Annotated in this window: 17 protein-coding genes and 1 pseudogene; 15 read left to right on the forward strand and 3 right to left on the reverse strand. The window is 65.4% G+C overall.

All coding sequences use genetic code 11. The annotated features are described in order from the left end of the window. The first annotated feature begins 167 nt into the window (after window positions 1–167). From M3461_05260 to M3461_05275, 4 genes are all read left to right on the forward strand, one after another. Complete coding sequence (locus M3461_05260) at window positions 168–917, forward strand: SDR family NAD(P)-dependent oxidoreductase (protein ID MDQ3773797.1); 750 nt, start codon at window positions 168–170, stop codon at window positions 915–917. Window positions 918–938: 21 nt separating this feature from the next. Then, complete coding sequence (locus M3461_05265; GenBank protein MDQ3773798.1) at window positions 939–2870, forward strand: acetoacetate--CoA ligase; 1932 nt, start codon at window positions 939–941, stop codon at window positions 2868–2870. 34 nt (window positions 2871–2904) lie between these two features. Next, on the forward strand, window positions 2905–3540 hold the full coding sequence (locus M3461_05270; GenBank protein MDQ3773799.1) for an isoprenylcysteine carboxylmethyltransferase family protein: 636 nt from the start codon (window positions 2905–2907) through the stop codon (window positions 3538–3540). 206 nt (window positions 3541–3746) lie between these two features. Further along, a complete protein-coding gene (locus tag M3461_05275; protein ID MDQ3773800.1) occupies window positions 3747–3938 on the forward strand; it encodes a hypothetical protein in 192 nt (63 codons plus the stop codon). Here the strand turns inward: M3461_05275 and M3461_05280 are convergent. Continuing rightward, entirely contained in the window at window positions 3935–4510 is a 576-nt protein-coding gene (locus M3461_05280; protein ID MDQ3773801.1) for a hypothetical protein, read from the reverse strand. The two genes, M3461_05275 and M3461_05280, sit on opposite strands and share 4 nt — an antisense overlap. 284 nt (window positions 4511–4794) lie before the next feature. Here M3461_05280 and M3461_05285 point away from each other — a divergent pair, with 284 nt between their 5' ends. Further along, window positions 4795–5280: a hypothetical protein gene (locus M3461_05285; GenBank protein ID MDQ3773802.1), complete on the forward strand. Its 486-nt coding sequence runs from the start codon at window positions 4795–4797 to the stop codon at window positions 5278–5280. Here the strand turns inward: M3461_05285 and M3461_05290 are convergent. Further along, complete coding sequence (locus M3461_05290) at window positions 5277–5621, reverse strand: hypothetical protein (GenBank protein ID MDQ3773803.1); 345 nt, start codon at window positions 5619–5621, stop codon at window positions 5277–5279. The two genes, M3461_05285 and M3461_05290, sit on opposite strands and share 4 nt — an antisense overlap. A gap of 25 nt (window positions 5622–5646) precedes the next feature. Here M3461_05290 and M3461_05295 point away from each other — a divergent pair, with 25 nt between their 5' ends. From M3461_05295 to M3461_05310, 4 genes are all read left to right on the forward strand, one after another. Continuing rightward, window positions 5647–5964: a hypothetical protein gene (locus tag M3461_05295; protein MDQ3773804.1), complete on the forward strand. Its 318-nt coding sequence runs from the start codon at window positions 5647–5649 to the stop codon at window positions 5962–5964. Beyond that, window positions 5951–6403 (forward strand): hypothetical protein, encoded by a 453-nt coding sequence (locus M3461_05300; protein MDQ3773805.1) that lies wholly within the window; start codon window positions 5951–5953, stop codon window positions 6401–6403. The genes M3461_05295 and M3461_05300 overlap by 14 nt, the downstream gene beginning before the upstream one ends. Before the next feature lie 73 nt (window positions 6404–6476). Next, window positions 6477–6665, forward strand: a complete 189-nt coding sequence (locus M3461_05305) for a hypothetical protein (GenBank protein MDQ3773806.1) — start codon at window positions 6477–6479, stop codon at window positions 6663–6665. A 24-nt stretch (window positions 6666–6689) separates the two neighbouring features. Continuing rightward, window positions 6690–7166: a hypothetical protein gene (locus M3461_05310; protein MDQ3773807.1), complete on the forward strand. Its 477-nt coding sequence runs from the start codon at window positions 6690–6692 to the stop codon at window positions 7164–7166. A gap of 55 nt (window positions 7167–7221) precedes the next feature. Here the strand turns inward: M3461_05310 and M3461_05315 are convergent. Beyond that, window positions 7222–7428, reverse strand: a pseudogene (locus M3461_05315) (glycosyltransferase). 235 nt (window positions 7429–7663) lie between these two features. On the opposite strand from M3461_05315, the gene M3461_05320 reads away from it, so the two are divergent. From M3461_05320 to M3461_05345, 6 genes are all read left to right on the forward strand, one after another. Then, window positions 7664–8263, forward strand: a complete 600-nt coding sequence (locus tag M3461_05320) for a phosphatase PAP2 family protein (protein ID MDQ3773808.1) — start codon at window positions 7664–7666, stop codon at window positions 8261–8263. Window positions 8264–8668: 405 nt separating this feature from the next. Continuing rightward, the gene (locus tag M3461_05325; protein MDQ3773809.1) at window positions 8669–9463 is read left to right on the forward strand and encodes a FecR family protein; all 795 of its coding nucleotides are present in this window, start codon (window positions 8669–8671) and stop codon (window positions 9461–9463) included. Continuing rightward, window positions 9409–10350 (forward strand): hypothetical protein, encoded by a 942-nt coding sequence (locus tag M3461_05330; protein MDQ3773810.1) that lies wholly within the window; start codon window positions 9409–9411, stop codon window positions 10348–10350. The genes M3461_05325 and M3461_05330 overlap by 55 nt, the downstream gene beginning before the upstream one ends. Further along, the gene (locus M3461_05335; protein MDQ3773811.1) at window positions 10248–11984 is read left to right on the forward strand and encodes a TonB-dependent receptor; all 1737 of its coding nucleotides are present in this window, start codon (window positions 10248–10250) and stop codon (window positions 11982–11984) included. The genes M3461_05330 and M3461_05335 overlap by 103 nt, the downstream gene beginning before the upstream one ends. Window positions 11985–12449: 465 nt before the next feature. Next, complete coding sequence (locus tag M3461_05340) at window positions 12450–12590, forward strand: hypothetical protein (protein ID MDQ3773812.1); 141 nt, start codon at window positions 12450–12452, stop codon at window positions 12588–12590. A gap of 240 nt (window positions 12591–12830) precedes the next feature. After that, on the forward strand, window positions 12831–12957 hold a 127-nt coding region (locus tag M3461_05345), incomplete at its 3' end, for an IS110 family transposase (GenBank protein ID MDQ3773813.1).

Here is a 12957-nt window from a genome sequence, read left to right on the forward strand (position 1 = left end):
CGAGGCTGTCGATCGAGTTGAAACGGCTGAACGGACGCAGCTCGAAAAGTGGGAGTCCTCACATGGGACCCCGAGGGAAAAACAAGAAGGGATAATCTGTAAAGTTATTCAAGGGACACTACACTAGACTATCTGCAGGGGACGGGTATCCCCGGGCGGGAGGAGGTGTGAGACTGCAAGGGGCACGGGTGGTGGTGACGGGGGGCGCGTCGGGCCTCGGGCTTGCGGTCGCCGAGAGGCTCGTGAAGCTGGGGGCGCGGGTGGTGGTGCTCGATCTCCGTCCCCCGGTCGCGTTGCCACCCGGTGCCGTCTATGTCGAGGCCGACGTGGGTTCCGAGGCCGCGACCGATCATGCCATGGCCGAGGCGGTCGAGGTGCTCGGAGGGCTCACCTTCGCCGTCTGCTGTGCCGGGATCTCCCATCGCGGGCGGGTGGTGGGCAGGGAAGGGCCCATGGCGCAGGCGGACTTCGCGCGCGTCGTGACGGTCAATCTGATCGGGACCTTTACGGTGTGCCGTGCCGCGGCCACCGTGATGCAGCACAACGACCCGGAACCGGAGGGGGAACGTGGCGTCATCGTCAATACGGCCTCCATCGCCGCTTTCGATGGACAGATCGGGCAGGCTGCCTATGCCGCCTCCAAGGGCGGGGTGGTGAGCCTGACCTTGCCGCTGGCCCGCGAGCTCGCGAGCTTCGGGGTAAGGGTCGTTTGCATCGCCCCGGGGGTCTTCGAGACCCCGATGGTGGCGTCGCTGACTAGGCCCGTCCGTGCGGGCCTGCTCAACCAAGTGCCGTTTCCCAAACGCTTCGGGATCCCGGCGGAGTTCGCGGCACTCTGCTGCCACATCTACGAGAACCCCATGCTGAACGGCGCGGTGATCCGGCTCGATGGGGCCTTGAGAATGAGTGCGAAATAGCCCCCAGTTAATAAAAGTTATATGACCCAACCCGTCTGGAGCCCCTCCGCGGCACGCGTCGCAAAGGCCAGGCTCACGCGTTTCATCGCGGGCCTCGGCGAGCCGGCGGTTTCCGACTACCCCTCGCTGTACACCTGGTCTATCCAGGACCCCGAGTCGTTCTGGGCGGCCGTGTGGCGCTTTTGCGGCGTCGTGTCGGGGCGCAGGTGGGACCGGGTGCTCGAAGGCGGCGACCGCATGCCGGGCGCCCGGTGGTTCCCGGGTGCTACCCTCAATTTCGCGGAAAACCTGATGGGCGCGGCCGACGAGCGGCCGGCCCTTGTGTTTCGTGCGGAATCGGGCGAGCGCCGCGAGCTGTCACGTGCCGAGCTGCATCGGGAGGTGGCGCGGCTCGCCGCGGGGCTCAAGGCCGCTTGTGTCGGGGTTGGGGATCGGGTTGCGGGCTATCTGCCGAACGTCCCCGAGACCGTGTGTGCCATGCTGGCCACCGCGAGTCTCGGGGCCGTGTGGTCCTCGTGCTCGCCCGAGTTCGGCGCAAAGGGGCTCCTCGACCGCTTCGGCCAGATCCAGCCGAAGGTGCTGTTCGCGGTCGAGGGCTATCGCTACAACGGCCACTCCATCGAGGTGCGCGAGCGCTTGCGCGAGGTGTCGCCGCGCCTGTCGGGACTCGCGCGACTGGTCATCGTCCCCTACGCCGGTCATGGCGTAACGCTCCCCGGCGCCGTCTCCTATGCCGGGTTCGGGGATCGCGAGGCACCTCTGGACTTTGCCCGGGTGCCCTTCGAGCACCCACTCTATATCCTGTATTCGTCCGGGACCACCGGCGCCCCCAAGTGCCTGGTGCATGGGGCCGGGGGCACGCTCCTCCAGCATCTCAAAGAGCTGGTCCTGCACTGCGACGTGGGGCCCGAAGACCGGGTCTTCTATTTCACGACCTGTGGTTGGATGATGTGGAACTGGCTGGTGACGGCACTGGCCACGGGCGCGACGGTGGTGCTTTACGACGGCTCGCCGTTGCATCCCGATCCGGGCGTGCTCTGGGACCTGGCGGCCGAAGAGCGCGTCACGGTCTTCGGTGGCGGTGCCAAGTACTTCGCGGCCCAGGAAAAGGCCGGCCTGATGCCGGTCAAGACCCACGATCTGAGCCGCCTCAAGCTCATCCTCTCGACCGGCTCGCCGCTCCTGCCCCAGTCCTATGACTACGTCTACCGCGACATCAAAGCGGATGTCCAACTCTCCTCGATCTCGGGCGGGACGGATATCATCTCCTGCTTCGCCCTGGGTTGCCCGGTGCTTCCGGTGTGGCAGGGGGAGATCCAGTGCCGGGGGCTCGGCATGAAGGTCGAGGTCTACGACGAGTCCGCTAGGCCCGTGCGCGGCCAGCAGGGGGAGCTGGTGTGCACGGCGCCGTTCCCGTCCATGCCGGTCTCGTTTTGGAATGACCCGGACGGCAAGATCTACCGCAGGTCCTATTTCGAGCGCTACCCCGGGGTGTGGGCCCATGGCGATTATGCGGAGCTGACCGAGCACGACGGGGTCATCATCTACGGTCGCTCGGACGCGGTGCTGAATCCCGGCGGGGTGCGCATCGGCACGGCCGAGATCTACCGCGCGGTCGAGGCCCTGCCCGAGGTCCTGGAGTCGCTGGCGGTCGGCCAGGACTGGGGTGGGGATGTGCGCGTCGTGCTGTTCGTCAAGACCCGTCCGGAGGTCGTGCTGGACGCCGCCCTCATCGGGCGCATCCGGTCCACCATCCGCGCTCAGTCGTCGCCGCGTCACGTGCCTGCCAAGATCATCCCGGTGCCCGACATCCCGCGCACCCTGAGCGGGAAGATCGTGGAGCTGGCGGTCCGCGAGGTCATCCACGCCCGGCCGGTCAAGAACCGGGATGCCCTCGCGAACCCGGAGGCCCTGGAGTACTTCAGGGATCTCCCGGCGCTCGCCGAAGACTGAGCGCTACCGGCCGTTTAAGTTATAGGCAGTCGGCATGGAAGAGCTCATGATCGGGACCGAGCTGGCTTACGGCCACTGGGGTACCGTCGCCTTCAATACCATCATCTGGGCCGCCGCGGCGTATCTGCTGATCCGCCCGGAGCGGCCCGTCGAGTACGCCAGCATCGCGCTGTTCGGGCTTTTTCTGCTCGTGACCCACGTGGAGTCCTACGGCTACCCCTTCACCCTCTCACTCTTCGCCGACCAGCTCGCGCGCTATCCGGGCGCGGACCACCTCGGGTGGCGCGCGGGTGACCTGTGGCGGGTGTTGTTCGAGACTGCGGGTCGCGAAGGGGCGTTCGACTGGTTCCACATCATCGCCGGGGTCTTGATCTTTGGGGGCCTCATCGTGTTGTTCCTGTCGCGGAAAGCCCTGGAGGCCGCCCTGCAGAGCGGGGTCCCGGCGACGACCGGACCCTATCGTTGGGTCCGTCACCCCCAGTACCTGGCGCTCTACTCGATCATGTTGGGGAACCTGGTGCAGGCCCCGGCGCTCCTCACGCTGCTGTTATTTCCTGTCCTCGTCTATCTCTACGCCGGTCTCGCGCGCCGCGAGGAGCAAGAGCTCCTAGCCCGTTTCGGTCCGGCCTACGAGATCTATTGCGGGCGGACGCCTCGATTCCTGCGTTAGATCCATCTGGCGTTAGACCGATCCGGCGTCAGACCATCAAGCGTAACGCGGGTCAGGCGTCAGCCGGTCGGACGGTTGCCGCAAGGCGCTGCCCGAGCGACTCGCATCGGCCGGTCGTGCGTGGACTACGGCGAACAGGCCTATCGCCGATACCCCGCTGCTTCGGCGCACCGAAGCACCCGCTTACGGAACCGAGAGGGGAAGAAATGAATACGGATACTCGCCACAACCGCACGGTGCTCGATGCCCTGATCCCGCAGCTCGCACCGCTCCAGGACCTGCCTCCACCGCGCCTCCAGCGTCTCATCGATGAGTCGTCCGTCCTGGACTACGCCCCCGGCCGGGACATTACGTGTTCCGACAGGGCGACCGCGACGCCTACCTGTTCTATCTGCTAGAGGGCGAGCTCGAACTTTATTCTGACGGCGAGTTGGTGAGCCACCTCCGGGGCGGGACACAGGAGGCTCGATTCGCCCTTGCCCAACTGCAGCCCCGCCAACTCTCGGCGCTCCCCAGAACCACGGTTCAAGTGCTGCGCGTACAGCGGGAGCGGCTCGATCACCTCATGCATGCGGGACCGCATGATAGCGACGCCGAGCCCCTCGAGAGGGAAATCGCATCGAGCGGCCCGGAAGACTGGATCACCCGCATGCTGAAGTCCCCGATCTTCGCGCGGCTGCCGGTGGCCAATATCCAGCGTTTGTTCGCCACCATGGAGGCCGTCGAGGTCGAGGCCGGCCAGAGCGTCATCCAACAGGGACAGGCCGCGGACGCCTGCTACGTGATCAAAGAAGGGCTGTGCGAGGTGCAGCGCTGTCTCTCTCACGCCGACCAGGGATATAAACTGGCCCAGCTCGGGCCGGGAGAACGTTTCGGCGAAGAGGCCCTGGTCACGGGCGGGGTCCGCAATGCCACGGTACGGACCTTGACGAACTGCACCCTCATGCGTCTCGACAAGGCTAGCTTCCATAACCTCGTAGTCGCGCCGGTGTTGAAATCCGTCACCCTGGTAGAGGCTCGGGAACAGCTATCCGCCGGTGCCCGATGGCTGGACGTCCGTTATCCGGACGAGCAAGCGGGGTCGGCGCTTCCCGACAGCCTCGACCTCCCCCTGAACCTGTTGCGCCAGCGGGCCCAGTCCCTGGACCCGAGCCGGCGCTACATCGCCTCCTGCGACAACGGCATACGGGGTGCCGTGGCGGCCTTTCTGGTGATCGACGCCGGCTGCGACTGCGTCTATCTGGCGGGGGGGGGTTGGAAGCCTATCCCGATCTCTCCGGAGGTCGCGCTCCTACCAAGGCCGATGCCGCCCCGGTTGGCGTCCCGAAGACCGATGCCGCCAAGGCCGCTCCCACCCCGGCCGAAACGATCCCGGGTAGCATCTCGCACGGCCGCGCGGACGGTGCGTCCTATGGCTACCGGTGGGCGTTTGCCGCCGGGAGCCCGGGACCTGTCTCGGACCACCCTGCGGGAGGGGCGGTGGGCGCGGGGGCCACCGAGCACAGCAAGGTCGGGTCCGATGACCCGGAGGTGCAGGCCGTTGTCCTCAAGGCCAGGCTGGCCCAGGCGCGGTTGGAGTTGCACGAGGCCCTCAAGATCAAGCAAGAGGCCGAACAGGCTCATGCCGAGGAGCAGGCGGCGAAAAAGCGCCTCGAAGCACAGATCGATTCCCGATCCCAGGGCGAGTTGGCGCGGGCCAGGCCCTGTTCGCCGAGGCGGAGGCGATGCGGCGCGATCTAGAAGAAGCCAGGCGCCGTGCCGAGATCGAGGCCGAGCGTCTCAAGCGCGACGCCGAAGCGCGAGCCGCGGGGCTCGAGGCCGAGGTGCAACAACGTCTGCGCCAACGCGACCAGGAGCTCCTGTCTCTGCGCGCGATGAAGCAGGAGGAACTGGCCGCGATCGAGCGGCTGCGGGCCGAGGCCGAGGCCGAGGTCCAGGCAGATCGCGAGCGCCTGGCCGCCGAGGTGCGGGAGGCCGAATCCCGCGTCGCAGATACGCACCGCCATCAGCGAGAGGTGGAAGCCGCCGCGCACCGTGCCGAGCAGGCCGGTTATCAGGACCTGCGAGGGGAGCGGGAACACGCCAGGGCCGAGAGGGAACGGGCCAATGCCCTGGGTCGAGGCGCGTATGAAGGAGGCGCAACGCCATCGGGAACGGATCGAGCGGGAATTACGCGAGGCACAGGGCAAGAACCAGGCAGAGCTGGAGCAAGAACGCCTTCGCGTCGAGGAGGAAGTGCAGCGAGCCAGCGCGCTGGTGGCGCATGCAGAGGCCATGAAGCGGGATATCGAAGAGGCCCGCCGTGTCGCGGAACAAGACGCCGCCAGACAGCGGCAGGTCGAGGAGGAGCGCATCCGCGGGCTTAAGGCGCAACTCAAGCAAAAGCTTCGGTCACGCGAACGGGAGATGGATGAAACCGCCTAAGCGACAGGCGGACGAGCTGGCCAAGATCCATCGACTGCAAGAGCAGGTCGCGGCGGAGTTGGCCGAGGAACGCAAGCGCTTCGCCCGCGAGGCCATGGAAGCCAAGAAGCGCCTGAGCCAGGCGGAGTGCGCCGAATGCGACATCGAGACGTCCCGCATCCGCATGGCCGAAGAGGTGGACCGCAAGCACCAGGACTTGCTCGCCTTGGAGAAAAGCCTGCGGAGCGACATCGACACCCGTCTGGTGGCTCAAGGCCTACCGCGCGGCGATCATCAAGAGCATCCCGCTGTATTCGGAGATGCACCGCTTCATTCCCGCCATGGCCTCGCTGGCCGAGACGCGCATCGCCGAGATCAAGGTCAACCACCACGCCCGCCAGTTCGGCCAATTCCAAGTACGGGCTCTCGCAGATGTACAAAGTCCTCCTCGACCTCGTGACCGTGAAGGCCATCCTGGCCCATCTTTCCAGGCCCCTCTACGCCTTCGCTACGGTCGCCGGGATCGGGTGGAGATGTTGCTGCATCCCGATGCGGCACAGGTGGTGTTCACGGGGCTGGCGTTGCTGTACGGGGCCCTGGCCATCGTGTTGCTGTTCTGGGGGGTGCTCGCGGAGCTCGTCTATCGCACCGGCACGCTCAAGCTCGAGGGTTTCGCCAGGCTCAAAGTCGATGCCCCCACACCGGAAGGAAGGACATCATGACTCAGGCCAAAAAAAGATATCCGCTTGTCGGCCATCGTGCCGGTGGCCGAGGGGCGTTACGACAACGTGGCCAAGGTGTTCGAGGAATACCGTGACGCCCTCGCGGCCACGGGGTCAAGCTTCGAGAGCTTCGAGATGATCTATGTGCTGGACGGCGAGCTACCGATGGTGCGCGAGGCGCTTCGCGGGCTCAAGGACGCCGGTGCGCCGCTCACCATCGTGCAGATGGCCAAACCCTATGGAGAGGCCCTGGCGATCATGGTGGGTTTCGAGCACGCCAGCGGCGAGGTGATCCTGACCTTGCCGGCCGTTGTCCTTGATGGGGACACGAGTGACCGTGCCGATCATCCAGTTGGCGACGACGGATGGGATCTTACGGGTCATGAGCTTGTCCTGGCGCTCGTAGCGCCAGCCGACCACGATATCGAAGCCCTCCCGGACCTTTTCCAGGAACACGGGGATGTCGCGCGGGTCGTTCTGGAGATCGCCGTCCATGGATGATGACCTCTCCGCCGGCGTGCTCGATGCCGGCGACCATGGCCGGGGTTTGGCCGTAGTTCTTGCGGAACCGGATCACCCTGAGGAGGGGGTCGGCCGCGGCCAATCGCGAGGCGACCTCGAAGGTTCCGTCGCGGCTCCCATCGTCCACGAACAGGATCTCGTGGCGGAGCCCGAGCGGTGCCAGGGCGTCCTTGATGCCACGATAGAGCGGCGTCACGCTGTCCGCTTCGTTGTACAGGGGAACGACGATGGATAGGTCCATAAAGCGAGCCGAATGCTGGGGATCGGCATAGCGGGATCTCAACTCCCCCTGCCCGCCTCCCCGCCCGAGGTGAGTATCGAGACGTATTATGACCCATGCCGGCGACGGGTGCAGGGCCGTTTGAACCATGACCTCCTGGCGGTGCGCCCCCGCCCGCGAAACCTCTAGACTTGGCATGCGGGTTCATTTAAGTAAGAATCCAAGCGTGCGCCCGGTAACTTCCTCGCCCAACTCGATGGACCACGAGCTCGGCCTCACCGAACGGCTCACGGCACACGCGACCGGCAAGGCCCGGCCGTTCCGGCTGGCCGAGGTCTTCGAACGCCTCCACGAGTACGAGATCGCGATCGTGCGGCGCCAGGCGGAGGCCGCCCGCCGCCCGACCATCCGCACCGTGGCGGTCGTGGTCAACTGGCTCAGCAACGGCTGGCTGTTCCTCTTCGGGGGGCTCGCCCTCTGGGGCTATCTCGGTCGCAACGGGTTGCCGATGGTGCTGACGGCTCTCCTGTCACTCGGGATCGCCCACGCGCTGTACCCCTGGGTGAAATCCTACATGGCGCGCCTGAGACCCATGGACCGCGACGGTGCGCTGGAATCCCTCTTGAAGCCGCTGGACCGTTACTCCTGCCCGAGCGGCCATTGCATGACGGTGGCAGCGCTGTCCCTCCCCATCGGGTTCGTGATGCCGGGGTTTGCCCCGGCGCTCGTCGCCCTGTTGGTGCTGATCGGCTGGGCACGGCTCGCCGCCGCCCATCACTACCCGAGCGATCTGGTCCTCGGGACCCTCATGGGCTATGGCGTGGCCTGGCCTGTGAGCCAATTGTGCTTGCGCTGAAGATCGCCGTGGTGGGGACATCTCCCGCGCCTGCCGCCGACGGTTGGGGTGCACGGCCATAGGGATTAGATACGCGAGCACGATCGTAGGGGCGCACGCGGTGTACCCCGACACGCGGCGACGTTCGCCCCCCTGAGCCGCGGCGACGCCTGACCCCGTCACGCGGCTTGACTAACTGCCAGGATGGGTGCTATTCGGTGCGGCGGGTTGCCCGTTCGAGACTCACGGAGCGAGCGCCGCGCTGTGCGCGGCCAGGTCATGTAAGACCTGGAGCTCACGCCGCGCCCGCGCGGCGGACGAAAAGAACTGATACCGCGATCACGCGGTAAGCCAATTAAGAATCGGCGCCGTGCAAGTGCGGCGCGGGGGTGCAGGGTTGATCGCACGAGGGGTGTGGGCCCGCCCGTGGCTCGCGATCGCGGTATCCAATCCATCTGCATGCGCGGGGCTTGCGCCCAGGCCGAGGGCTGTGAGCCCTGGGTCGCCAAGGTGCTCTCGGTGCAGGGCCCGGTCGAAGTCGAGCGCGGCGGCGCGACGCCGGATGGCTCGGTGGCGGCGAGCCGACAGCAGTGGCGCGCGGTGGCGGGCGACGAGACGCTCTGCCCCGGGGACCATATCCGGGTTGGACCCCTCGGGCGGGCGGCGGTGCAGCTCGCCGATGAGGTGCAGACCGTGCTGCGGCTCGATGAGCGCACGACCTTGAGCTTCCCGCCTCGTGAACCAGAGGCACCGCCGTGGCTACTCCTCCTGCGCGGCGTGATGCACTTCATCACCCGCGTGCCCCGGCGCCTGCAGATCCACACCCCGTTCGTGAACGCCGTGGTCGAGGGCACCGACCTCGTGCTGCGGGTCGGGGAAGCCGAGACCGAGCTCATCGTCTTCGAGGACCGGGTGCGCTTCGAAAACGCGGCCGGGGCCCTGTTCGTGGCCAGCCGGGAGGCGGCCCTCGCGCGCGCCGGCGAAGTCCCGGTGCGGCGGGTGCTGGTGAAGCCGCGCGAGGCGGTCGAGTGGGCGCTGTATTACCCCCCGCTCATCAACCTTCAACTCATGGCGCGGGGGCCCGAGCGCCATGCCCCGGCGCTGCGCGAGGCGGCCTCGGCCTATCGCGCAATGATCCGGCGGGGGCTTTCGCCGCCCTCGATCGGGTGCCTCGAGGAGTACGCGGCGGGACCTATTTCCTGTTCCGGGCCGGGTTGCTAATGAGCGTCGGCCGGGTTCGAGAGGCCGAGGCCGCCCTCGCGGAGGCGGAGCAGGCCGATCGCGAGTCGGGAGCGGCTTCTGCGTTGCGCTCGGTCATCGCGCTGGTGCGAGACCAAAAAGACGAGGCGTTGCGGCTGGCCCAGGCGGGGGCGATGCTCGATCCGAGATCGCCGCTGCCGGAGTCCGCGCTCTCCTATGCCTATCAGGGGCGCTTCGAGATCGAGCCGGCGCTTGAACATGCGAGGCGCGCCGTCGATTTGAGCCCCGAGGACGCGCTCCTGTGGGCGCGGGTGTCCGAGCTCGAGTTATCGCGGGGCGATCTCGATGCGGCTCTCGAGGCCGCGAAGAAGGCCGAGGCTCTGAATCTCACCCTCGCCCGCACCGAGACTGTCCTGGGCTTCGCCTATCTGACCCGCGTCGAGGTGGAGCGGGCTAAAAAAGCGTTCGAGCACGCCATCCGGGGCGACCCGGCCGATCCGCTCCCGAGGCTCGGGATGGGGCTCGCAAAGATCCGTGACGGGAACCTGGAGGAGGGCACCCGCGAGATCGAGACGGCCGCCTCGCTCGACCCCAACAATTCGCTGGTCCGGAGCTACCTCGGCAAGGCCTATTTCGAAGAGAAGCGCGGGAGTCTGGCCGAGACCGAGCTCGAGCAGGCCAAGCTCCTCGATCCCGAGGACCCCACCCCCTGGTTCTACGACGCCATCCAGAAGCAGACCACCAATCGACCCGTCGAGGCCCTGCACGATCTCGAGCACGCCATCGCGCGTAACGACACCGCGCGGTGTATCGATCGAGGCTCCTGCTCGACCAGGACCTCGCCGCCCGCAGCGCGGCGCTCGGGCGGATCTACAGCGACCTCGGGTTCGAGCGACTCGGGCTCGTAGAGGGGTGGAAATCGGTCAACACCGACCCAGGCGACTACTCCGGGCATAGGCTGCTCGCGGATTCCTATAGTTCGCTACCGCGACACGAGATCGCGCGGGTGAGCGAGTTGCTGCAGTCCCAGTTGCTCCAGCCCCTCAACGCGACGCCGATCCAACCGCGCCTGGCCGTGAGCAATCTGTTCATCCTGGAAGGCGCGGGACCGGGTCGGGCGGCCTTCAACGAGTTTCACCCCTTGTTCTTGCGCGATCGCCTGGCGATGCAGCTCTCGAGTGCGTTCGGGAGCCACGAGACCTTCGGCGAGGAAGCGGTTGTGTCCGGTGTCGAGGGGCCCATTTCCTATAGCTTCGGCCAGTTCCATTTCGACACCGAGGGGTCGCGCGACAACAACGACTTCAAGGCCGATCTCTACGACGCCTTTGTGCAATTCAATCTGTCGCCGGCGACGAGCTTGCAAGCGGAGTTGCGCTACACCGACACCGATCAGGGCGACCGGGGCCTTCTTTTCGACCCCCTCGATTTTTCCCGCCACCTACGGCAGACCCAGCGCATCACTTCGGAGCGGCTTGGGATCCATCATGCCTTTTCGACGGCCTCCGAGGTCATCGGGTCTTTCATCGTGCGGCAGTTCGAGGCCACCGTAGACGACTTCGACGGGCTTCAGACGATCGCGGCGAACAGCGAGGAAGACGATTACCAGATCGAGGTCCAACATCTGTTTCGCGGTCCGTGGTATCGCCTCGTCAGTGGGGCGGGCTACATCGAGGACGATCGTACCGATGCGATCTCGGTCGATTTCCAGATCCCGGTCCTGCCCGACTTCAGGAGCGAGTTCGACCCTGGGATCACCTATGCCGACTTCTATAGCTACGCCCACCTCCGGGGCAACCCCGATCTGGATATCACGCTCGGGCTGAGCGTGGATCTTTTCGACCAGGACACGCAGTCCAGTCGCAATCAGATCAGTCCCAAGTTCGGGGTGATTTGGACGCCCGGCCACGGCACGACGATCCGGGCGGCGGCCTTCCGGGCCATGAAAAAGCCGCTGACGGTGAACCAGACCGTGGAGCCCACCCAGATCGCCGGTTTCAACCAGTTTTTCGAAGACCTGAACGGGACATTCGGCTGGCGTTACGGCGTGGCGCTCGACCAGGCGATCGGGGAGGATCTCTTCGGCGGGATGGAGCTATCGCAACGCGACCTCGACGTCCCGTTTGGCGGGGGGCTCGCTTCCTGGGAGGAACAGGCAGCCCGCGCCTACCTGTTCTGGACACCGCATCGCTATTGGGCTTTCAGCGCCGAGTATATCTTCGAGCGTTTCGAGCGTGACATCCTGTTCAGCAGAAAGATCAAAGAGGTCGACACTCACCGGGTGCCGCTTGGCGTGTCGTTTTTCCATCCCTCGGGGGTTTCGGTCGGGATCAATCCGACCTATGTCCATCAGGACGGCGAGTTCACCAAGGTGGAGTTCGATCCCGGCCCAGGATGTCTTCGACGGCGCAGACAGTTTCTGGGTCGTCGATGCCCGGATCAATTGCCGCCTGCCGAAGCGCTGGGGGATCGTGAGCTTCGCCGTCAAGAACCTCCTCGACGAGCACTTCGACTTTCAGCAGGAGACGAACCCGACAACCGATAGCCAGCCTCTTTTGGCGATCGACTGGTTGTTCATTGGGACCATCACCTTGTCGTTCTGAAGCACCCTTCGGCCGTAAGCCGGGTGTCAAAGGGGAACCGCCGAGCCTCGCCACCCTGGACGCTCAAGCTTACCGATACTAGGGAAAAACATCGTAGTTTCGCCTGTCGCTCGGGCGCTCGTCCGGGTCCTATTTCACAGCACGCTTGTGAAGAAATTCCTGGCGTGATGCGGCGAGTTTGATAGGATTGACACTGTTTCGGACGGTAAAGCCTGTACCAGTGGGCCTGGCCGATCGTCATGCCGGCGATCGAACATATCCCGGGCACAGGCCGACCGAAGCAAACGACATGGCTTTGATCACCACTTAGGAGGATATATGATAGACGCCAAGACCGCCAGGAAATCCACCTGGTATTTGAGCAGGACGAAAACGGTCGTCTCGATTTGTCGACCACCGAAGGTAGCATGAAGGAAGCGAAAGAGGGGATGTTCCCGCAGCACGCCGATCACGTCCTGGATACGGCCGCGTTGTCGATGATAACGATGGAGATGAGCGGAGAGCGTATGTGCTGCATACGCATCAACGGCAATCACTACAGCGTGTAAGGAGGCTGTGCCGCCGGCAGGTGCAAGGTTGTCTCCCGGTCTCAGCCGTTGTTCGCGCCGGTGACCGTCGCGTAGCCGGAAAGTCAAGGAAATACGTCACAAGAGAACTGTGAAATAATACCTCGCGCGTCAGCGGGGTTATGCTAGGCTAATGGTATGGACTCCTCCCCTCCCTAACGGCATCGTGATGTGCCAGAGTGGAGGATGAAACGACCACTTCGACGAAGAGGAGGAGTCCGGATGAACAGTACGACAATCGGGTTGGACATTGCAAAGAGCGTCTTTCAGGTCCACGGGGTGGACGCGAAGGGTAAGGTAGTGCTTCGCAAGGTGCTCAAGCGAGGACAGGTGTTGGCGTTTTTCGCCA

Source organism: Pseudomonadota bacterium (genome assembly GCA_030860485.1).
Taxonomy (GTDB): Bacteria; Pseudomonadota; Gammaproteobacteria; order JACCXJ01; family JACCXJ01; genus JACCXJ01.